Origin of the sequence: Streptomyces sp. S.PB5 (assembly GCF_030403745.1) — a bacterium.
Lineage (GTDB): Bacteria > Actinomycetota > Actinomycetes > Streptomycetales > Streptomycetaceae > Streptomyces.
Genome location: NZ_JAQMWP010000009.1, coordinates 25,564 through 45,923 on the forward strand (window position 1 = coordinate 25,564; position 20,360 = coordinate 45,923).

20 protein-coding genes are annotated in these 20,360 nt (G+C 68.0%); 19 read left to right on the forward strand and 1 reads right to left on the reverse strand.

Going from position 1 to position 20,360, the window contains the following annotated elements; translation table 11 throughout:
- Nucleotides 1-7: 7 nt before the first annotated feature.
- The 19 genes from PH203_RS23715 (at nt 8) to PH203_RS23805 (ending at nt 18,436) form a co-directional block, all read left to right on the forward strand.
- Nucleotides 8-1,756: a trypsin-like serine protease gene (locus tag PH203_RS23715; protein WP_289922500.1), complete on the forward strand. Its 1,749-nt coding sequence runs from the start codon at nt 8-10 to the stop codon at nt 1,754-1,756.
- A 204-nt stretch (nt 1,757-1,960) separates the two neighbouring features.
- Nucleotides 1,961-3,097: an LCP family protein gene (locus PH203_RS23720; protein ID WP_289922501.1), complete on the forward strand. Its 1,137-nt coding sequence runs from the start codon at nt 1,961-1,963 to the stop codon at nt 3,095-3,097.
- A 149-nt stretch (nt 3,098-3,246) separates the two neighbouring features.
- Nucleotides 3,247-3,465, forward strand: coding sequence for a 50S ribosomal protein L31 (gene rpmE / locus PH203_RS23725; RefSeq protein ID WP_007384712.1), 219 nt, complete (start codon nt 3,247-3,249; stop codon nt 3,463-3,465).
- A gap of 108 nt (nt 3,466-3,573) precedes the next feature.
- Entirely contained in the window at nt 3,574-4,650 is a 1,077-nt protein-coding gene (gene prfA, locus PH203_RS23730; RefSeq protein ID WP_289922502.1) for a peptide chain release factor 1, read from the forward strand.
- A 40-nt stretch (nt 4,651-4,690) separates the two neighbouring features.
- Nucleotides 4,691-5,536 carry a peptide chain release factor N(5)-glutamine methyltransferase gene (gene prmC, locus PH203_RS23735; RefSeq protein WP_289922503.1) on the forward strand — a complete coding sequence of 282 codons (846 nt, stop codon included), beginning with the start codon at nt 4,691-4,693 and terminating at the stop codon, nt 5,534-5,536.
- 47 nt (nt 5,537-5,583) lie between these two features.
- Entirely contained in the window at nt 5,584-6,231 is a 648-nt protein-coding gene (locus tag PH203_RS23740; RefSeq protein WP_289922504.1) for an L-threonylcarbamoyladenylate synthase, read from the forward strand.
- Nucleotides 6,228-6,908, forward strand: coding sequence for a protein-tyrosine-phosphatase (locus tag PH203_RS23745; RefSeq protein ID WP_289922505.1), 681 nt, complete (start codon nt 6,228-6,230; stop codon nt 6,906-6,908). The genes PH203_RS23740 and PH203_RS23745 overlap by 4 nt, the downstream gene beginning before the upstream one ends.
- A 107-nt stretch (nt 6,909-7,015) precedes the next feature.
- Nucleotides 7,016-8,257, forward strand: coding sequence for a serine hydroxymethyltransferase (gene glyA / locus PH203_RS23750; protein WP_289922506.1), 1,242 nt, complete (start codon nt 7,016-7,018; stop codon nt 8,255-8,257).
- A 150-nt stretch (nt 8,258-8,407) separates the two neighbouring features.
- A complete protein-coding gene (locus tag PH203_RS23755) occupies nt 8,408-9,736 on the forward strand; it encodes an MraY family glycosyltransferase (protein ID WP_289922507.1) in 1,329 nt (442 codons plus the stop codon).
- 310 nt (nt 9,737-10,046) lie between these two features.
- Entirely contained in the window at nt 10,047-10,478 is a 432-nt protein-coding gene (locus tag PH203_RS23760; RefSeq protein ID WP_289922508.1) for a hypothetical protein, read from the forward strand.
- A gap of 210 nt (nt 10,479-10,688) precedes the next feature.
- A complete protein-coding gene (gene atpB, locus PH203_RS23765) occupies nt 10,689-11,534 on the forward strand; it encodes a F0F1 ATP synthase subunit A (protein ID WP_289922509.1) in 846 nt (281 codons plus the stop codon).
- 77 nt (nt 11,535-11,611) lie between these two features.
- Entirely contained in the window at nt 11,612-11,836 is a 225-nt protein-coding gene (gene atpE / locus PH203_RS23770) for an ATP synthase F0 subunit C (protein ID WP_030860414.1), read from the forward strand.
- 42 nt (nt 11,837-11,878) lie between these two features.
- On the forward strand, nt 11,879-12,433 hold the full coding sequence (locus PH203_RS23775) for a F0F1 ATP synthase subunit B (RefSeq protein ID WP_289922511.1): 555 nt from the start codon (nt 11,879-11,881) through the stop codon (nt 12,431-12,433).
- Nucleotides 12,430-13,251: a F0F1 ATP synthase subunit delta gene (locus PH203_RS23780; protein WP_289922512.1), complete on the forward strand. Its 822-nt coding sequence runs from the start codon at nt 12,430-12,432 to the stop codon at nt 13,249-13,251. The genes PH203_RS23775 and PH203_RS23780 overlap by 4 nt, the downstream gene beginning before the upstream one ends.
- 122 nt (nt 13,252-13,373) lie before the next feature.
- Nucleotides 13,374-14,963 (forward strand): F0F1 ATP synthase subunit alpha, encoded by a 1,590-nt coding sequence (atpA, locus tag PH203_RS23785; RefSeq protein WP_289922513.1) that lies wholly within the window; start codon nt 13,374-13,376, stop codon nt 14,961-14,963.
- Between the two features lie 21 nt (nt 14,964-14,984).
- Nucleotides 14,985-15,902, forward strand: a complete 918-nt coding sequence (locus tag PH203_RS23790) for a F0F1 ATP synthase subunit gamma (protein WP_289922514.1) — start codon at nt 14,985-14,987, stop codon at nt 15,900-15,902.
- Nucleotides 15,902-17,338, forward strand: coding sequence for a F0F1 ATP synthase subunit beta (atpD, locus tag PH203_RS23795; RefSeq protein ID WP_289922515.1), 1,437 nt, complete (start codon nt 15,902-15,904; stop codon nt 17,336-17,338). The genes PH203_RS23790 and atpD overlap by 1 nt, the downstream gene beginning before the upstream one ends.
- Before the next feature lie 133 nt (nt 17,339-17,471).
- Entirely contained in the window at nt 17,472-17,846 is a 375-nt protein-coding gene (locus tag PH203_RS23800) for a F0F1 ATP synthase subunit epsilon (protein WP_046262507.1), read from the forward strand.
- 143 nt (nt 17,847-17,989) lie between these two features.
- Nucleotides 17,990-18,436, forward strand: a complete 447-nt coding sequence (locus PH203_RS23805) for a DUF2550 domain-containing protein (RefSeq protein ID WP_289922516.1) — start codon at nt 17,990-17,992, stop codon at nt 18,434-18,436.
- A gap of 31 nt (nt 18,437-18,467) precedes the next feature.
- On the opposite strand, the gene PH203_RS23810 is transcribed toward PH203_RS23805, so the two are convergent.
- On the reverse strand, nt 18,468-20,294 hold the full coding sequence (locus tag PH203_RS23810) for a glycoside hydrolase family 18 chitinase (protein WP_289922517.1): 1,827 nt from the start codon (nt 20,292-20,294) through the stop codon (nt 18,468-18,470).
- Nucleotides 20,295-20,360 lie beyond the last annotated feature (66 nt).

Sequence of the window (20,360 nt, forward strand, 5' to 3'; positions counted from 1 at the left end):
ACGCCGGATGCGGATCGGGCTGCCGGTCGCCGCGGCCGGTGTCGCCGCCGCCGTTGCCGCGGCGCTCTTGAACGCCTCGGCCGGGGCGGCCACCGCTGCCGAGCCGGAGCTCAAGACGCCCGTTCTCAGCACGGTGTCGCAGGCCGAGCTTCAGGCCAGGGTCGTGGGGGGCCTGGCCGGTGGTGACATCGCGGGACAGACGACCGAGAAGTCGTCGCTGAGTTCCAGCACCAGCAGCGGCACCGTCGACCCGAAGATCATCGGTGGTACCACCACAACCATCTCCTCGGCACCCTGGATGGCCCAGCTCTTCTACCAGGACGTGGCCAACGACGAGCGCTTCTTCTGCGGCGGCGCCGTCGTCTCGCCGACGAAGATCCTCACCGCCGCGCACTGCGTCAAGGGCTACAACTGGGCCAAGTACGGCACGATCGTCACCGGCACCACGACGATGCCGGACGCGAACGGCAACACGAACGGCACGCTCAGGGGCGCGGTGCGCCAGTGGAGCCACCCCTCGTACAGCGCGCGGACCATCGACAACGACATCGCCGTCCTCACCCTGAACGAGCCGGTCAAGGCGACGCCGATCCGTATGACGACGTCCACCGACACCACCTCGTACAAGGCCGGGACCAGCGCGAAGGTCTACGGCTGGGGCCGCACCAGCTCCACCACCGAGGACGTCTCCGACACCCTGAAGACGGCCACCCTGCCGATCCAGTCGGACGCCACCTGCGCCGGCTACTACGGGGCCGACTTCATCAAGGGCCACATGGTCTGCGCCGGCAACCCCGCCAGCGGCAGCGACGCGGGCACGACGTCCGCCTGCAACGGTGACTCCGGTGGCCCGCTGGTCGTCGGCGGCCGCATCGTCGGTGTCGTCTCCTGGGGTGTCGTGAACTGCGTCGAGAAGGGCGCGTACAGCGTCTTCTCGAAGGTCAGCACCTACCTCGGCGCCGCTTACGCCCAGGTCGACGACGCCAACATGAGCTACACGGACAACAAGGCCGACCTCTTCGTGCGCAACGCGTCCACGAAGACCGGCTACGAGAAGGACTCCAAGGGCACCTCCTTCGGCGCCCGGCAGGACCTCGGCTACTGGGGCGCCTACAACGTCGTCCTCCAGACCGACCTGAACCGGGACAGCGTCCAGGACCTCATCTACCGCAACAGCTCCACCGGCGCCGTCTACTGGGACCGCTACGTGTGGTCGACGGGCGAGTTCTCCAGGAAGAAGATCTTCGACAACTGGAAGACCCGCACGCGCATCATCGCCCCGGGTGACCTGACCGGCGACTACAAGCCCGACCTGGTCTCCGTGGACTCCGCGGGCAAGGCATGGCTCTACCCGAGCAACGGCGACGGCACCTTCTCGACCCGCAAGCAGATCGGCACCGGCAGCGGCTGGAACAGCTACAACATGGTGCGCGGCAAGGGCGACTTCAACGGTGACGGCAAGGCCGACCTGCTCGCCCGCAACAAGAGCACCGGCGCGCTCTACCTGTACAAGGGAACCGGCAACGCCTCCAGCCCCTTCTCGGCCCGTGTGAAGGTCCGCACCTGGAGCAACACCACGTACAACGCCTTCGACGCCATCGGTGACATCACCGGTGACGGCAAGGCCGACTTCCTGGCCCGTACGCCCGGCGGCACCCTGTACCTGTACAAGGGCACCGGCAAGGCCACGAGCGAGATCTTTGCCACAAGGATCTCGGTTGGTACCGATTTCAAGCAGTACGACATCTTCGGATGAAATAGCAGGTGAGGGCGGTACGACCGCGTTCAACGACTACGCACTGTGCCCACCCTTCCACAGGGTGGGCACAGTGCGTTGTGCAACCCTTTCTCCGGTTTCCCCGTCTGACCGGACGGAGCGACCATGGTGAGGTCCGGGTCGTAACGACCACGTCTGACCCTGAAAGCAGGGGGTAACCGACCGGACGAGAACGAGGAGCACATGTCCGCCGAGAGCACGCCGGTTCCCGGCATACCCGAGGAGTCCGGCACCACGGGCCCGCGCCACCGCGCCAAGGGCCGCCGCCGCAAGACCCGCGGCAAGCGCAAGGGCCTGATGATCATGGCCTGGACCGCCGCGGGCATCGTCGTGCTGGGCGGTACCGGAGCCGGCTATCTGTACTTCAAGCTCAACGGCAACATCAAGAGCGTCGACATCGACCAGGCCCTCGGCACCGACCGGCCCACCAAGGTCGACAACGGCTCCGAGAACATCCTCGTCCTCGGCTCCGACACCCGCTCCGGCTCCAACAAGAAGCTCGGCGGCGGCGCCGACGACGGCAGCGCCCGGTCCGACACGGCGATGATCGTGCACGTCTACGAGGGCCACAAGAAGGCCAGCGTGGTCTCCATACCCCGCGACACCCTCGTCGACCGCCCCGAGTGCACCGACTCCGACGGCACGGTCCACGACGCCGCGAGCGGTGTGATGTTCAACTCCGCGTACTCCACCGGCGGCGCCGCCTGTGCGGTGAAGACCGTCGAGTCGCTCTCCGGCATCCGCATGGACCACTATCTGGAGGTCGACTTCTCCGGCTTCCAGAAGCTCATCGACGAGCTGGGCGGCGTCGAGGTCACCACCACGCAGAACATCACCGACTCCGAGAGCCATCTCGATCTCAAGGCCGGCACCCACACCCTCACCGGCAAGCAGGCCCTCGGCCTCGTCCGGACCCGGCACGGCGTCGGCGACGGCTCCGACCTCGGACGCATCCAGCTCCAGCAGGCGTTCATCAAGGCGCTGATCGACCAGATCAAGCACGTCGACGTCTTCGGCAACCCGAAGAAGCTGTACGACCTCGCCGACACCGCCACCAAGGCCGTGACGACCGACTCCGACCTCGGCTCGGTCAACAAGCTCATGTCCTTCGCCAATGGCCTCAAGGGCATCAGCTCCAAGAACATGACCATGGTGACGATGCCGGTCCAGTACGACCCGCAGGACGGCAACCGGGTGCTGGTGGACGAGGCCAAGGCGAAGGTGGTCTGGAAGGCCCTGGAGAACGACCGGGCGATCCCGAAGAGCGCCACCGAAGGCACGGCCACCGGCCAGGCCGACGGCGTCGTGAGCGCCTCCTAGAGCCGTTCCGGACCCGCCGGGAATAGATCACGGACACCCCCCGTTTTGGGGGATGCGGCCAGTCCTGGCAGACTGGTACGTCGGCCCCGGTTCACGCCCCCGCAGCCCGCGGAAGGCGACCCGGTGCCCTCCCGAAACTAGGAGACACCTTGAAGCGCGACATCCACCCCGAGTACGTCGAGACGCAGGTCAGCTGCACCTGTGGCGCGTCGTTCACCACCCGTAGCACGATCTCCAGCGGCACCATCCGTGCCGAGGTCTGCTCCGAGTGCCACCCGTTCTACACGGGCAAGCAGAAGATCCTCGACACCGGTGGCCGTGTGGCCCGCTTCGAGGCCCGCTTCGGCAAGGCTGCTGCCAAGAAGTAGCGAGCTCCAATTCGCCGGTCCACGGCAGCGCCCCCTTCCAGGGCGCGCCGGGACCGGCGTTTTTGGTCGCCCGCCTTTCCCCTTCCCACGCAGTACAGGAGCCCAGAGATGTTCGAGGCCGTCGAGGAACTCGTCGGTGAGCACGCCGACCTGGAGAAGAAGCTCGCCGACCCGTCGGTCTTCGCCGACCAGGCCAACGCGCGCAAGCTGAACAAGCGCTACGCCGAGCTCACCCCGATCGTCGCCACGTACCGCTCCTGGAAGCAGACCGGCGACGACATCGACACGGCGAAGGAACTCGCCGCCGACGACCCCGACTTCGCGGCCGAGGTCAAGGAGCTCGCCGAGCAGCGCGAGGCGCTGACCGAGAAGCTGCGTCTGCTGCTCGTCCCGCGGGACCCCAGCGACGACAAGGACGTGATCCTGGAGATCAAGGCGGGCGCGGGCGGCGACGAGTCGGCCCTGTTCGCCGGCGACCTCCTGCGCATGTATCTGCGGTACGCCGAGCGCGTCGGCTGGAAGACCGAGATCATCGACGCCACCGAGTCCGAGCTGGGCGGCTACAAGGACGTCCAGGTCGCTGTGAAGACCAAGGGCGGCCAGGGCGCCACCGAGCCTGGGCAGGGCGTGTGGGCCCGGCTGAAGTACGAGGGCGGTGTGCACCGCGTGCAGCGTGTGCCGGCGACCGAGTCCCAGGGCCGTATCCACACGAGTGCCGCCGGTGTGCTGGTCACCCCGGAGGCCGAAGAGGTCGACGTCGAGATCAACCCCAACGACCTCCGCATCGACGTGTACCGCTCCTCGGGCCCCGGCGGCCAGTCCGTCAACACGACCGACTCCGCCGTGCGCATCACGCACATTCCCACCGGAGTCGTCGCCTCCTGCCAGAACGAGAAGAGCCAGCTGCAGAACAAGGAGCAGGCCTTGCGTATCCTGCGCTCCAGGCTGCTCGCGGCGGCGCAGGAGGAGGCTGAGCGGGAGGCCGCCGACGCCCGCCGCAGCCAGGTCCGCACCGTCGACCGCTCCGAGAAGATCCGCACGTACAACTTCCCGGAGAACCGCATCTCCGACCACCGCGTCGGCTTCAAGGCGTACAACCTGGACCAGGTCCTGGACGGCGACCTCGACGCGGTGATCCAGGCCTGCGTCGACGCGGACTCGGCGGCGAAGCTGGCAGCTGCCTAAAGGCACATACGCACGACCGAGTACGACACGGAGGACTTGCGTGAACCTGCTGCTCGCAGAGGTGGCCCAGGCCACCCAGCGGCTGGCCGACGCCGGCGTGCCCTCGCCGCGCAACGACGCGGAGGAGCTCGCCGCGTTCGTGCACGGGGTGAAGAGGGGCGCGCTGCACTCCGTGAAGGACGCGGACTTCGACGCCCGGTACTGGGAGGTCATCGCCCGCCGTGAGCAGCGCGAGCCGCTGCAGCACATCACCGGGCTCGCCTACTTCCGGTATCTCGAACTCCAGGTGGGACCCGGTGTGTTCGTGCCCCGCCCGGAGACCGAGTCCGTGGTCGGGTGGGCGATAGACGCCGTACGGGCCATGGACGTCGTGGAACCGTGCATCGTCGATCTGTGCACCGGCTCCGGCGCCATCGCGCTCGCCCTCGCCCAGGAGGTCCCGCGCTCCCGTGTGCACGCCGTGGAGCTGTCCGAGGATGCCCTCCAGTGGACGCGCAAGAACATGGAGGGGTCCAGGGTCGACCTGCGTCAGGGCAACGCCCTGGACGCCTTCCCGGACCTCGACGGCCAGGTCGACCTGGTCATCTCCAACCCGCCGTACATCCCGCTGACCGAATGGGAGTACGTCGCCCCCGAGGCGCGGGACTACGATCCCGAACTCGCCCTGTTCTCAGGGGAGGACGGCCTCGACCTCATCCGCGGCCTGGAACGGACCGCACACCGGCTCCTGCGCCCGGGTGGTGTCGTCGTCATCGAGCACGCCGACACCCAGGGCGGGCAGGTGCCGTGGATCTTCACCGAGGAACGGGGCTGGGCCGACGCGGCCGACCACCCCGACCTCAACAACCGCCCCCGGTTCGCGACCGCCCGCAAGGCGCTGCCGTGACCACCCCGAAGCCCTTTGAGATGTACGTGTACGAGGAGGCCCGCTAAATGGCACGGCGATACGACACCAACGACGCGACCGACCGCTCCACCGGTCTGCGCGAAGCCGCGTCCGCCGTCCGCCGTGGCGAGCTGGTGGTCCTCCCGACGGACACGGTGTACGGCATCGGCGCCGACGCGTTCTCCTCGGAGGCGGTCCACGACCTGCTGGAGGCCAAGGGCCGGGGCCGCAACATGCCCACGCCCGTCCTGATCGGCTCCCCGAACACGCTCCACGGCCTCGTCACGGACTTCTCCGAGCTGGCGTGGGAGCTGGTCGACGCGTTCTGGCCGGGCGCGCTCACGCTCGTCGCCAAGCACCAGCCGTCCCTCCAGTGGGACCTCGGTGACACCCGGGGCACGGTCGCCGTCCGCATGCCGCTGCACCCGGTGGCGATCGAGCTCCTGACGGATGTCGGCCCGATGGCGGTGTCGTCCGCGAACCTCACGGGTCACCCGGCGCCGGAGGACTGTGACGCCGCGCAGGAGATGCTCGGCGACTCGGTCTCGGTCTACCTGGACGGCGGCCCGACCCCCGGCAACGTCCCGTCGTCGATCGTCGACGTCACCCGTGAGGTCCCCATGCTCCTTCGCGCGGGCGCGATCTCCGCGGAGGAGCTGCGGAAGGTCGTACCAGACCTCGAGGTGGCCAATTGACAGCCCCTGAAGCGGGGCGTGGCATAGGCCACCGGGAAAGCCTGGCGGAGATCACGACGACGTTCGTGGGGCTTCCGCGCGACAGCTTCCGCATCCTCCACGTCAGCACCGGCAACGTATGCCGCTCACCCATCACCGAGCGGCTCACCCGCCATTACGTGCACCAGCGGCTCGGCGTCCTCGGCGGCGGGCTGATCGTGGAGAGCGCGGGCACCTGGGGCCACGAGGGCGCGCCCATGGAGGCCAACGCGGAGACCGTGCTGGCCGACTTCGGCGCGGACGCCTCCGGCTTCGTGGGCCGTGAGCTCCTCGACGAGCACGTCATCATGGCCGACCTGGTCCTGACGGCCACCCGCGACCACCGCCAGCAGGTCATCTCGATGGGCCACTCGGCGGGCCTGCGCACCTTCACGCTGAAGGAGTTCACCCGCCTGGTCCGCGCGATAGACCCGACAACGCTGCCACCCCTGGAGGACGGCGTGGTGGTCCGCGCCCGCGCCCTGGTCCGCGCGGCGGCGGCTCTACGCGGGTGGCTCCTGGCCCCGACGGCGGAGGCGGACGAGGTGTACGACCCGTACGGCGCCCCGCTGACGTTCTTCCGGTCGATCGGCGACGAGATACACCAGGCGGTGGACCCGGTGGTGACGGCGCTGACGGGCGTGCCTGCCCGGACGTAACTCCGCGGAACGCCGACGACAAGCCCACGGCGGTGGCAACACCGGGCGCGGCTGTCGGCCCCGGCCTACATTGGACGTACGTCATCGTCGACGCCCCGGAGTCCATCATGTCGGTCACCCATGCGCCCGAGACCGCTGACGTCCTGCGGCGGCAGGACCCAGAGCTGGCCGGGATCCTGCTCGGGGAGCTGGAGCGGCAGTCGACGTCGTTGCAGCTGATCGCCGCCGAGAACTTCTCCTCGCCTGCCGTGCTGGCGGCCCTCGGGTCGCCGCTCGCCAACAAGTACGCCGAGGGGTATCCGGGCGCACGGCATCACGGCGGGTGCGAGATCGTCGATGTCGCCGAGCGGATCGCCGTCGACCGGGCCAAGGCGCTGTTCGGGGCCGAGCACGCCAATGTGCAGGCCCACTCCGGGTCCTCCGCCGTGCTGGCCGCGTACGCCGCGCTGCTGCGGCCGGGGGACACCGTCCTCGCTCTCGGGCTGCCCTACGGCGGGCATCTCACGCACGGGTCGCCCGCCAACTTCTCCGGCCGCTGGTTCGACTTCGTGCCCTACGGCGTCGATGCCGAGTCCGGGCTCATCGATCACGAGCAGGTGCGCACGCTCGCCCGTAACCACCGGCCCAAGGCGATCGTGTGCGGGTCCATCGCCTATCCCCGCCACATCGACTACGCCTTCTTCCGGGAGGTCGCCGACGAGGTCGGCGCCTATCTCATCGCCGACGCCGCTCACCCGATCGGGCTCGTCGCCGGGGGAGCGGCGCCCAGTCCGGTGCCGTACGCCGATGTCGTGTGCGCCACCACCCACAAGGTGCTGCGGGGGCCCCGCGGCGGGATGATCCTGTGCGGTGGCGAGCTCGCCGAGCGGGTCGACCGGGCGGTGTTCCCGTTCACGCAGGGCGGCGCGCAGATGCACACCATCGCCGCCAAGGCCGTCGCGTTCGGCGAGGCGGCAACACCGGCGTTCACGGCGTACGCCCATCAGGTGGTCGCCAATGCGAGGGTTCTCGCGGCGGGGCTGGCCGCCGAGGGGTTCGTCGTCACCACGGGCGGCACCGACACCCATCTGGTCACCGCCGACCCCGCCCCGCTCGGCGTCGAAGGGCGCACCGCGCGTGGGCGGCTCGCGGCGGCGGGGATGGTGCTGGACTGCTGTGCGCTGCCGCACGCGGACGCCCGGGGCCTGCGGCTCGGTACGGCGGCCGTGACCACGCAGGGGATGGGCGAGGCCGAGATGGCGCGGATCGCCGTACTGCTCGCGGGGGTGCTCAGAGGGGAGAGCGACGCCGTGAAGGTTCGTGAAGAAGTGCGGGAGCTGGTCGGCGGATTTCCGCCGTATCACGGCTGAGCGGGGGTAGGCGGCCCTGCGTACACCTGGGTGCAACCTGAGTGCACAGCCACACGTGCAACCATCGTCGCTACCCGGAAGTCTCCATCCGTATGCGTGCATCGCTAGGGTGTGGGGCTGAGATGGCCAGCGAGACCTGTGGGGAAGCCCGTGCGTGAATACCTGCTGACGCTCTGCATCACGGCCGCGGTGACGTATCTGCTGACAGGGCCGGTGCGGAAGTTCGCGATCGTGGCCGGAGCGATGCCGGAGATCAGGGCCCGTGACGTGCACCGGGAACCGACTCCGCGGCTCGGCGGTATCGCCATGTTCTTCGGTCTGTGCGCGGGGCTGCTGGTCGCCGACCACCTCACCAACCTCGGTGAGGTCTTCGACAACTCCAACGAGCCGCGCGCGCTGCTGTCCGGCGCCGCCCTCATCTGGCTGATCGGTGTCCTGGACGACAAGTTCGAGATCGACGCCCTGATCAAACTGGGCGGCCAGATGATCGCCGCCGGCGTCATGGTCATGCAGGGTCTGACGATTCTGTGGCTGCCCATCCCCAAGGTCGGCACGGTCGCGTTGACCCAGTGGCAGGGCACCCTGCTGACGGTCGCGCTGGTCGTCATCACCATCAACGCGGTCAACTTCGTCGACGGCCTCGACGGCCTCGCGGCCGGCATGGTGTGCATCGCGGCCGCGGCGTTCTTCATGTACGCCTACCGCATCTGGTACTCGTACGGCATCGAGGCGGCCGCCCCGGCGACCCTCTTCTCGGCGATCCTGATGGGCATGTGCGTGGGATTCCTGCCGCACAACATGCACCCGGCGCGGATCTTCATGGGCGACTCGGGCTCGATGCTCATCGGGCTGGTCCTGGCGGCGGGCGCCATCTCGGTCACAGGCCAGGTCGACCCGGACAACCTCTTCGGAGGGTCCGAGCGCAGCGCGGTGCATCAGATGGTCCCTCTCTACATCCCGCTGCTGATGCCGCTGACGATCATCGCGATCCCGGCCGCCGACCTGATCCTCGCCATCGTGCGCCGCACCTGGCGCGGCCAGTCGCCGTTCGCCGCCGACCGCGGGCATCTGCACCACCGGCTCCTGGAGATCGGGCACTCGCACAGCCGCGCGGTGCTGATCATGTACTTCTGGTCGGCGCTGATCGCGTTCGGAGCGCTCGCCTACTCCGTGAACTCGGCGTCCATGTGGATCGTCCTGGGTGTGGTGTTCCTCAGCGCGATCGGGCTGCTCCTGTTGCTGCTGCCGCGCTTCACCCCGCGCGCCCCGATGTGGGCCCAGGCCTTCGTACCGCCGCGCTACCGCCGTCGTCGTACGGACGTTGCGGAACCGGCTGCGGCGGTGCAGCCGAGCGTCCCCGCGAAGGACGAGGAGGAACGCACTCCCGTCGCCGTCGGCGTCTCCGGTGTCAACGGCGCGACCGCCCTCGGCGCCCGTTCGCGCTTCCTGGACCGGCGTAAAGCCGGGTCGTCGCGCTGACGCGGCAAGGTAAGAATCTGACTAGAGCATTGCCAAGTCGTGGGAGTGGGTTGGGTGTGCATAGCGGCCCAATATCAGACAACTGGGCCGCATTCTTGCACAGACGCGCACTGTCACTCTCATGTGTGACAGCAAGCACACCAACCAGGTAAAGACCTCATCAAATAGTTTGTGATACGGTTCACGAGAACCCCGGGTAGAGCCGACGGACCGTAGTGCGACGGTCCATTGGTGTGAGGTCCCCTCTCAGTCCGGGACTACGCTCGTCCATGACGACACCCCTTCCCCCTTTGAAAGCGGAGTTGCCGCCATGCCGTCCAACGACGTCCGGAATCTGGCCCAGGCTGCCGTGCCCACGGCCGCCGTCGGCGCTGTTGCCGCCGTCGTCAGTGGCGTGGTCGCCGGTGGCAAAGGGGCGATCGGGGCGGTCGTCGCGACGGTGATCGTGATCCTCTTCATGGGAATCGGTCTCTACGTTCTGCAGCGCACTGCCAAATCGCTTCCGCACCTCTTCCAGGCGATGGGCCTGATGCTGTACGCGGCTCAGATCCTGCTGCTGTTCGTCTTCCTGGCGGCGTTCAAGAACACAACGCTGTTCCACCCCAAGGCTTTTGCCATCACACTCGTCGCCGGCACCCTCGCGTGGATCGCGGCGCAGACGCGCGCCCACATGAAGGCCAAGATCCTCTACGTCGAACCCGATTCGGGCAACAAGCCCGAAAAATCGGGGCACTCGTCGTGAGAGGTAGGGCCGGGATAAATGTGCATGAGAGAGCCTGCTATCGTCCGGTGCCAACTGCGGCATCGCGGGCGCGGGCATCTGAGCTGACGCCTGCTCAATCGCGAGGCGAGATGCCCCCCAGCCGCCCCCACATCCGTAACACCAGTCCCGTGCCGAATCGCGGCCCCGCGCCGCGCCGACACAACGAGGTTGCCGTACCTATGCGCCACGATGAAGGAGCCCGCGGTGAGTGCTGACCCGACGCAGACGCTCGCTTTCGACACGAGCTGTCACCTGTTCGACGGGTGTGGTTTCGACACGGTCGCTCCGGGCCTGCACTCGTTCCTCTTCGAGCCCCTGCTGGGCGACGCAGACGGTAACGCGCTCTACTTCAACAAGCCGATGCTGCTGGCCCTGCTCGGCTCGCTGATCATCGTGGGCTTCTTCTGGGCCGCGTTCGCCCGGCCGAAGCTCGTCCCCGGCAAGCTCCAGATGATCGCCGAGGCCGGTTACGACTTCGTACGCCGCGGCATCGTCTACGAGACGATCGGCAAGAAGGAGGGCGAGAAGTACGTACCGCTCGCCGTCTCCCTCTTCTTCTTCATCTGGATGATGAACCTCTGGTCGATCATCCCGGTCGCCGCCTTCCCGGTGACGTCGATCATCGCCTACCCGATGGTCCTCGCCCTGATCGTCTACGTCCTGTGGGTCTCCCTGACCTTCAAGCGGCACGGTCTGGTCGGAGCCTTCAAGAACTTCTCCGGCTACGACAAGTCGCTGGGCGCGGTCCTCCCGCTCTCCATGACCATCGAGCTCGCGTCGAACCTGATCGTCCGCCCCTTCACCCACGCGGTGCGACTCTTCGCGAACATGTTCGCCGGCCACACCCTGCTGCTGCTCTTCACGATCGCCAGCTGGTACATGCTCAACGGCATCGGCATCGCCTACTCGGCCGTCTCCTTCGTGATGGTCATCGTGATGACGGCCTTCGAGCTCTTCATCCAGGCGGTTCAGGCGTATGTCTTCGTCCTGCTGACCTGCACCTTCATCCAGGGCGCGCTCGCCGAGCACCACTGAGCACCGCCCCCGCCACACCCCCAGAGACATCCGGTGGCCAACCCCCACCGGTCACGTAAAGAGAAGGAAGAACTGGCATGTCCCAGATGCTCGCTGCGGTCGACGGCAACCTCGGCTCCATCGGCTACGGCCTCGCGGCGATCGGCCCGGGCGTCGGCGTCGGCATCATCTTCGGTAACGGCACCCAGGCTCTCGCCCGCCAGCCCGAGGCCGCCGGTCTGATCCGCGCCAACCAGATCCTGGGCTTCGCCTTCTGTGAGGCGCTTGCCCTGATCGGTCTCGTCATGCCGTTCGTCTACTAAGACGAACCCTGACGACCGACCCTTTCGACGAAAGGCACTGATGTGACATCCGCCCTGGTTTTCCTGGCGGCTGAAGAGGGGCACAAGGAAAACCCCCTCATTCCGCCGTGGCCGGAAGTTGTCATCGGCCTGATCGCCTTCGTCATCGTCTTCGGCTTCCTCGCGAAGAAGCTCCTCCCGACCATCAACAAGGTTCTGGAAGAGCGTCGCGAGGCCATCGAGGGCGGTATCGAGAAGGCCGAGGCCGCCCAGACCGAGGCTCAGAGCGTCCTTGAGCAGTACAAGGCTCAGCTCGACGAGGCCCGGCACGAGGCCGCGCGTCTGCGCCAGGAGGCGCAGGAGCAGGGCGCCACGCTCATCGCCGAGATGCGCGCGGAAGGCCAGCGGCAGCGTGAGGAGATCGTGGCCGCCGGTCACGCCCAGATCGAGGCCGACCGCAAGGCCGCCGCGTCCGCGCTGCGTCAGGACGTCGGCAAGCTCGCCACCGACCTGGCCGGCAAGCTCGTCGGTGAGTCCCTCGAGGACCACGCCCGGCAGTCCCGCGTCATCGACCGCTTCCTCGACGAGCTCGAGGAGAAGGCCGAGGCGGCTCGATGACGGCGCACGGAGCGAGCCGCGAGGCTACAGCTTCGGCACGTGAGCGTCTCGACGCGCTGACGGACAACACGTCCGTGAACGCCGGCACGCTCGCCAACGAGCTGGCCGCCGTCACCGCGCTGCTCGACCGCGAGGTGTCGCTGCGTCGGGTCCTCACCGACCCGGCGCAGGCCGGCGAGGCCAAGGCCGAACTGGTCCAGCGCCTCTTCGGCGGCCAGGTGGGCGGGGAGACCGCCGATCTGGTGTCCGGCATGGTGCGTTCCCGCTGGTCGCAGTCGCGCGACCTGGTGGACGCCCTGGAGGAGCTGGCGGACCTCGCCGACCTCACCGCCGCGCAGCAGGCGAACGCGCTCGACGACGTCGAGGACGAACTGTTCCGCTTCGGCCGGATCGTCACTTCGAACACCGAGCTGCGCGCCGCGCTGACCGACCGCGCCGCGACGGCGTCGGCCAAGGGCGAGCTGCTGCGCAGCCTGCTCGGCGGCCGTGCCGACGCGACCACCGAGCGTCTGGTGACGCGTCTTGTGACCGCGCCCCGGGGACGTAGCCTGGAGTCGGGACTGGAGTCCCTGTCCAAGCTCGCCGCCGAGCGCCGGAACCGACTGGTCGCCGTCGTCACCTCGGCGGTGCCGCTGAGCGACACGCAGAAGCAGCGCCTGGGCGCCGCCCTCGCGAAGCTCTACGGGCACCAGATCCACCTGAACATCGACGTGGACCCCGAGGTCCTCGGCGGTATCCGGGTGCAGGTCGGTGACGAGGTCATCAACGGCTCCCTCGCGGACCGTATCGAGGACGCCGGCCGCCGCCTGGCGGGCTGAGCAGCAACTTCATAAGCAGTACGTACAGACGGCCCGGTTGGGCCGTGCAGAGGATTCCTGGGGGTCGCCCCCAGACCCCCAAGTTGAAACTTCGGGCCCAACAAGGAGAGCAGGGAACCCAGATGGCGGAGCTCACGATCCGGCCGGAGGAGATCCGGGACGCGCTGGAGAACTTCGTCCAGTCGTACAAGCCGGACGCGGCCTCGCGCGAGGAGGTCGGTACGGTCACCCTTGCCGGCGACGGCATCGCGAAGGTCGAGGGTCTGCCCTCGGCCATGGCCAACGAACTGCTGAAGTTCGAGGACGGCACCCTCGGCCTCGCGCTCAACCTGGAAGAGCGCGAGATCGGCGCCATCGTCCTCGGTGAGTTCAGCGGCATCGAGGAGGGTCAGCCGGTCACGCGTACCGGCGAGGTCCTGTCGGTCGCCGTGGGCGAGGGCTACCTCGGCCGTGTCGTCGACCCCCTCGGCAACCCGATCGACGGCCTCGGCGAGATCGAGACCACCGGTCGCCGCGCCCTCGAGCTGCAGGCCCCGGGCGTCATGGCCCGTAAGTCGGTGCACGAGCCGATGGAGACCGGCTACAAGGCCGTCGACGCGATGACCCCGATCGGCCGTGGCCAGCGTCAGCTGATCATCGGTGACCGTCAGACCGGCAAGACCGCCCTGGCCGTCGACACGATCATCAACCAGCGCGACAACTGGCGCTCCGGCGACCCGTCGAAGCAGGTCCGCTGCGTCTACGTCGCCATCGGCCAGAAGGGCTCGACCATCGCCTCCGTGCGTGGCGCCCTCGAAGAGGCCGGCGCGCTGGAGTACACGACCATCGTCGCCGCCCCGGCGTCCGACCCGGCCGGCTTCAAGTACCTGGCGCCGTACACCGGTTCGGCCATCGGCCAGCAGTGGATGTACGAGGGCAAGCACGTCCTCATCATCTTCGACGACCTCTCGAAGCAGGCCGACGCCTACCGCGCCGTGTCCCTGCTGCTGCGCCGCCCGCCGGGGCGTGAGGCCTACCCGGGTGACGTCTTCTACCTGCACTCCCGTCTGCTGGAGCGCTGCGCGAAGCTCTCCGACGAGCTGGGCGCCGGCTCGATGACCGGTCTGCCGATCGTCGAGACCAAGGCCAACGACGTGTCGGCGTTCATCCCGACCAACGTCATCTCCATCACCGACGGCCAGTGCTTCCTGGAGTCGGACCTGTTCAACGCCGGTCAGCGCCCCGCGCTGAACGTCGGTATCTCCGTCTCCCGAGTCGGTGGTTCCGCGCAGCACAAGGCGATGAAGCAGGTCTCCGGCCGTCTCCGCCTCGACCTGGCCCAGTACCGCGAGCTGGAGGCGTTCGCCGCCTTCGGTTCCGACCTGGACGCCGCGTCGAAGGCGCAGCTGGAGCGTGGTCAGCGTCTGGTCGAGCTGCTCAAGCAGCCGCAGTACCAGCCGATGCCGACCGAGGACCAGGTCGTCTCCGTGTGGTCCGCGACCACCGGCAAGATGGACGACGTCCCGGTCGCCGACATCCGCCGCTTCGAGAAGGAGCTCCTGGAGTACCTGCACCGCAAGGAGCAGGGCCTCATGACCTCCATCAAGGAGGGCGGCAAGATGTCGGACGACACGCTCACCGCCATCGCCGACGGCATTGCGGAGTTCAAGAAGCAGTTCGAGACCTCGGACGGCAAGCTTCTCGGCGAAGACGCGCCTGCCGCGGCCAAGTGACGTAAGGAAGGGACCTGACTCATGGGAGCCCAGCTCCGGGTCTACAAGCGTCGCATCCGATCCGTCACAGCGACCAAGAAGATCACGAAGGCGATGGAGATGATCGCCGCCTCGCGTGTCGTCAAGGCACAGCGCAAGGTGGCGGCCTCCACGCCGTACGCGCAGGAACTGACGCGTGCGGTCACGGCGGTCGGTACCGGCTCGAACACCAAGCACCCGCTGACCACGCAGGCCGAGACGGTCGTGCGGTCCGCGGTGCTGCTCCTGACGAGCGACCGTGGTCTGGCCGGTGCCTTCAACTCCAACGCCATCAAGGTCGCGGAGCAGCTGACCGCGCGTCTTGAGGCCGAGGGCAAGGAGGTCGACACGTACATCGTCGGCCGCCGCGGTCTGGCCCACTACAACTTCCGCGAGCGCAAGGTCGTGGAGTCGTGGTCGGGCTTCACCGACGAGCCCTCGTACGCGGACGCGAAGAAGGTCGCGGGTCCGCTGATCGAGGCCATCGAGAAGGACACGGCCGAGGGTGGTGTGGACGAACTCCACATCGTCTTCACCGAGTTCGTCTCGATGATGACGCAGACGGCGCTCGACGACCGTCTGCTGCCGCTCAGCCTCGAAGAGGTAGCCGCGGAGGCCGCGCCCAAGGGCGAGATCCTTCCGCTGTACGACTTCGAGCCCTCGGCGGAGGACGTCCTCGACGCCCTTCTGCCGCGCTACGTGGAGAGCCGTATCTACAACGCGCTGCTCCAGTCGGCCGCCTCCAAGCACGCCGCCACGCGGCGCGCGATGAAGTCGGCCACCGACAACGCGGGCGAGCTGATCACCACGCTCTCCCGTCTTGCCAACGCGGCCCGCCAGGCCGAAATCACCCAGGAAATCAGCGAGATCGTCGGTGGCTCCGCAGCCCTGGCCGACGCGACCGCGGGGAGTGACAGGTAATGACGACGACAGTTGAGACGGCCGCTGCCACGGGCCGCGTCGCCCGGGTCATCGGCCCGGTCGTCGACGTGGAATTCCCCGTCGACGCCATGCCCGACATCTACAACGCCCTTCACGTCGAGGTGGCCGACCCGGCCCAGGACGGCGCGAAGAAGACGCTGACCCTGGAGGTCGCCCAGCACCTGGGTGACGGCCTGGTCCGCACCATCTCGATGCAGCCCACCGACGGTCTGGTCCGCCAGGCCCCGGTGACCGACACCGGTGCCTCCATCACCGTGCCGGTCGGCGACTTCACCAAGGGCAAGGTGTTCAACACCCTCGGTGAGGTGCTGAACGTCGACGAGAAGTACGAGGGCGAGCGCTGGGGCATCCACCGCAAGGCCCCGAACTTCGACGAGCTCGAGTCGAAGACCGAGATGTTCGAGACCGGCGTCAAGGTCATCGACCTTCTCACCCCGTACGTCAAGGGTGGAAAGATCGGTCTGTTCGGTGGTGCCGGCGTCGGCAAGACGGTGCTCATCCAGGAGATGATCTACCGCGTCGCCAACAACCACGACGGTGTGTCGGTGTTCGCCGGTGTCGGCGAGCGCACCCGTGAGGGCAACGACCTCATCGAGGAAATGGCCGACTCGGGTGTCATCGACAAGACCGCCCTGGTCTTCGGTCAGATGGACGAGCCCCCGGGCACCCGTCTGCGCGTGGCCCTCGCCGGTCTGACCATGGCGGAGTACTTCCGCGATGTGCAGAAGCAGGACGTGCTGTTCTTCATCGACAACATCTTCCGCTTCACGCAGGCCGGTTCCGAGGTCTCGACCCTGCTCGGCCGTATGCCCTCCGCGGTGGGTTACCAGCCGAACCTGGCCGACGAGATGGGTCTCCTCCAGGAGCGCATCACCTCGACCCGTGGTCACTCGATCACCTCGATGCAGGCGATCTACGTCCCCGCGGACGACCTGACCGACCCGGCCCCGGCCACCACCTTCGCCCACCTCGACGCGACGACGGTTCTGTCCCGTCCGATCTCCGAGAAGGGCATCTACCCGGCCGTGGACCCGCTGGACTCGACGTCCCGCATCCTCGACCCGCGGTACATCGCGGCGGACCACTACAACACCGCGATGCGCGTCAAGACGGTCCTGCAGAAGTACAAGGACCTCCAGGACATCATCGCGATCCTCGGTATCGACGAGCTGGGCGAAGAGGACAAGCTCGTCGTCCACCGTGCCCGTCGCGTGGAGCGCTTCCTGTCCCAGAACACCCACGTCGCCAAGCAGTTCACCGGCGTCGACGGGTCGGACGTCCCGCTGGACGAGTCGATCGCGGCCTTCAACGCGATCATCGACGGCGAGTACGACCACTTCCCGGAGCAGGCGTTCTTCCTCTGCGGTGGCATTGAGGACCTCAAGGCCAACGCCAAGGAGCTCGGCGTCTCCTGAACTCCCTGAGTTCGAAGTGAACCCTGTGGTTCACGTCTGAGGGGGCGGGGCACGTCCCGCCCCCTCTTTCACGCCCCTTAGACTTGTAACCAACACCCGGCAGAACCGCCGGGTGGTGACCCGAGGAGCCACCTTGGCTGCTGAGCTGCACGTCGCGCTGGTCGCGGCCGACCGAGAGGTCTGGTCCGGCGAGGCCACCCTGGTCGTCGCGCGCACCACGTCCGGCGACATCGGCGTCATGCCCGGTCACCAGCCGCTGCTCGGTGTGCTGGAGTCGGGCCCGGTGACCATCCGTACGAGTGATGGTGGAACGGTCGTCGCCGCGGTGCACGGCGGTTTCATCTCGTTCGCGGACAACAAGCTGTCGCTGCTGGCCGAGATCGCCGAGCTGTCGGACGAGATCGACGTCCAGCGCGCGGAGCGCGAGCTGGAGCGCGCGAAGGCGGAGGGTGACGCCGCCGCCGAGCGCCGCGCGGACGTACGAATCCGTGCGGCGGCGACGCGCTAGCCTGCGCGAGACCGTATGACGTCACTCAGCCGCGGCTGGGACCGGAGCAATCCGGCCCTGGCCGCGGCTGAGGCAAATATGGATGTTTTTTCCGTTCCGTTACCTCAATTGAAGGTACCTAGGAGACGAGGAGGTCGGTGTCGATGGTCCTCGCTCTGACTGTGTGCGGAATCGTCGTGGCGCTCGTGGTGCTGGGACTGTTCGTCTTCGGCCTCCGCCGCAGACTCATCCAGCGCTCCGGCGGCACCTTCGACTGTTCGCTGCGCTGGGACGTCCCGGAGAAGACCGACACCAGCGGCAAAGGCTGGTCCTACGGCGTCGCCCGCTACAACGGCGACCGCATCGAGTGGTACCGCGTCTTCTCCTACGCCTACCGCCCCCGCCGCGTCCTGGAGCGCGCCGCGATCGAGGTCGCCGGGCGCCGGCTCCCCGAGGGCGAGGAGGAGCTGGCTCTGCTCTCCGACGCCGTCATCCTGACCTGTCTGCACCGGGGCACGCGCCTTGAACTCGCCATGAGCGAAGACGCGCTGACCGGTTTCCTCGCGTGGCTGGAAGCAGCCCCGCCCGGTCAGCGCGTCAATGTCGCCTAGGTGACTCTTTCGGGTGGTTCCCGAACGGCCCTTACGACAGGCCGCTGTTGATGGCGCTCACCAGCTCACCGTTGCCGGTGTCACCGCTGAACTCCCAGAAGAACGCCCCGCCCAGGCCCTGGTTCTTGGCCCAGGTCATCTTGGTGCCGATGGTGGCGGGAGTGTCGTAGGACCACCAGTTGTTGCCGCAGTAGGCGTAGGCCGTGCCGGCGATGGTGCCGGTGGCGGGGCAGGAGTTCTTGAGGACCTTGTAGTCCTCGATACCCGCCTCGTAGGTGCCGGGGGCCGCGCCGGTCGCCGTGCCGCCGGGGGCGGCCTGGGTGACACCGGTCCAGCCGCGGCCGTAGAAGCCGATGCCGAGCAGCAGCTTCTTCGAGGCCACGCCCTTCGACTTCAGCTTGGCGATCGCGTCGGCGGAGTTGAAGCCCGCCTGCGGGATGCCGGCGTACGAGGTCAGCGGCGAGTGCGGGGCGGTCGGGCCCTGCGCGTTGAAGGCGCCGAAGTAGTCGTACGTCATCACGTTGTACCAGTCGACCGAGGCCGAGGCGCCGCCGTAGTCGGCCGCGTCGATCTTGCCGCCGGAGGAGCCGTCGGCCGTGATGGCCGCGGTGACCAGGTAGTTGGAGCCGAACTCGGTGCGCAGTGCGGACATCAGGTTCTTGAAGGCCGCGGCACCGGAGGTGTCACAGGTCAGACCGCAGGCGTTCGGGTACTCCCAGTCGATGTCGATGCCGTCGAAGACATCGGCCCAGCGGGGGTCCTCCACGACAGCCTTGCAGGACCTGGCGAAGGCGGCCGGGTTCTGGGCGGCCTGGCCGAAGCCGCCGGAGTAGGTCCAGCCGCCGAAGGAGTACAGCACCTTGATGTGCGGGTACTTGGCCTTCAGCTGGCGCAGCTGGTTGAAGTTGCCGCGCAGCGGCTGGTCCCAGGTGTCGGCGGTGCCGCTGACGGACTGGTCGGCGGTGTACGCCTTGTCGTAGGCGGCGTAGGTGTCGTCGACGGTGCACTGACCGTTCTTGACGTTGCCGAACGCGTAGTTGATGTGGGTGATCTTCGAGGCGGAGCCCGAGGTCACCAGGTTCTTGACGTGGTAGTTGCGGCCGTAGACGCCCCACTCGGTGAAGTAGCCGAGCTTGACCTTGTCGCCGGTGGGCGGCGGCTCGGTGGTGCCGCCGGTGGTGCGTACCGCGCGGGCGCCGCTGACCGGGCCGGTCTGGTCGGCGGTGTCGCGGGCCTGCACGGAGTAGGAGTAGTCGGTGCCGGCGGTCAGACCGGTGTTCGTGTACGAGGTGGTCGTCACGGTGGCGACCTTGGTGCCGTCGCGCAGCACGTCGTAGTTCTTGATGCCCTTGTCGTCGGTGGCCGCGCTCCAGGACAGCTTCACCGAGGTGTCGGTGATGTCGGAGGCGGTCGGGGTGCCGGGGGCGCTCGGCGCGCTGTCGCCCGGGTTCGTGGTGCCGCCGTCACAACTGCCGCCGTTGAGCTTGCAGTTGGCGGGGGAGCCGGAGCCGCTGCCGTTGAAGCCGAAGGAGACGGAGGCGCCGGGGGCGAGGGTGCCGTTCCAGGACTTGTTCTTGGCGGTCCAGTGGGTGCCGGAGGAGGTGACGTCGGCGTCCCAGGCGGAGGTGACCGCGGTGCCGGAGGGGAAGTCCCACTCCACCGTCCAGGAGCTGAGGCTGGTGGTACCGGTGTTCTTGACGGTCCACTTGCCCTCGAAGCCGGTGCCCCAGTCCTGGGTCTTGGCGTAGGTGGCGGTCGCGGAGGCCGCCGCCTCGGCGGGGCTCGCGAGACCGACGAGGCCGGCGAACGGGAGCACCAGGGTTGCTATCCCTGCCGCCACTCTGTGTCTGAAGCGCATGCCGCGCCTCCTTGTCTGATTTCCTCGGGGGAGGGTGCTGGGGGCGCGACTGAGCCTTCACGCCCA

What these genes read in the sequence shown, in the direction of transcription:
- PH203_RS23715 (WP_289922500.1), top strand. Translation starts at nt 8, where the DNA reads ATGCGGATCGGGCTGCCGGTCGCCGCGGCCGGTGTCGCCGCCGCCGTT.
- PH203_RS23720 (WP_289922501.1), top strand. Translation starts at nt 1,961, where the DNA reads ATGTCCGCCGAGAGCACGCCGGTTCCCGGCATACCCGAGGAGTCCGGC.
- prfA (WP_289922502.1), top strand. Translation starts at nt 3,574, where the DNA reads ATGTTCGAGGCCGTCGAGGAACTCGTCGGTGAGCACGCCGACCTGGAG.
- PH203_RS23740 (WP_289922504.1), top strand. Translation starts at nt 5,584, where the DNA reads ATGGCACGGCGATACGACACCAACGACGCGACCGACCGCTCCACCGGT.
- glyA (WP_289922506.1), top strand. Translation starts at nt 7,016, where the DNA reads ATGTCGGTCACCCATGCGCCCGAGACCGCTGACGTCCTGCGGCGGCAG.
- PH203_RS23760 (WP_289922508.1), top strand. Translation starts at nt 10,047, where the DNA reads ATGCCGTCCAACGACGTCCGGAATCTGGCCCAGGCTGCCGTGCCCACG.
- atpB (WP_289922509.1), top strand. Translation starts at nt 10,689, where the DNA reads ATGAAGGAGCCCGCGGTGAGTGCTGACCCGACGCAGACGCTCGCTTTC.
- atpE (WP_030860414.1), top strand. Translation starts at nt 11,612, where the DNA reads ATGTCCCAGATGCTCGCTGCGGTCGACGGCAACCTCGGCTCCATCGGC.
- PH203_RS23780 (WP_289922512.1), top strand. Translation starts at nt 12,430, where the DNA reads ATGACGGCGCACGGAGCGAGCCGCGAGGCTACAGCTTCGGCACGTGAG.
- atpA (WP_289922513.1), top strand. Translation starts at nt 13,374, where the DNA reads ATGGCGGAGCTCACGATCCGGCCGGAGGAGATCCGGGACGCGCTGGAG.
- PH203_RS23790 (WP_289922514.1), top strand. Translation starts at nt 14,985, where the DNA reads ATGGGAGCCCAGCTCCGGGTCTACAAGCGTCGCATCCGATCCGTCACA.
- atpD (WP_289922515.1), top strand. Translation starts at nt 15,902, where the DNA reads ATGACGACGACAGTTGAGACGGCCGCTGCCACGGGCCGCGTCGCCCGG.
- PH203_RS23805 (WP_289922516.1), top strand. Translation starts at nt 17,990, where the DNA reads ATGGTCCTCGCTCTGACTGTGTGCGGAATCGTCGTGGCGCTCGTGGTG.
- PH203_RS23810 (WP_289922517.1), bottom strand. Translation starts at nt 20,294, where the DNA reads ATGCGCTTCAGACACAGAGTGGCGGCAGGGATAGCAACCCTGGTGCTC.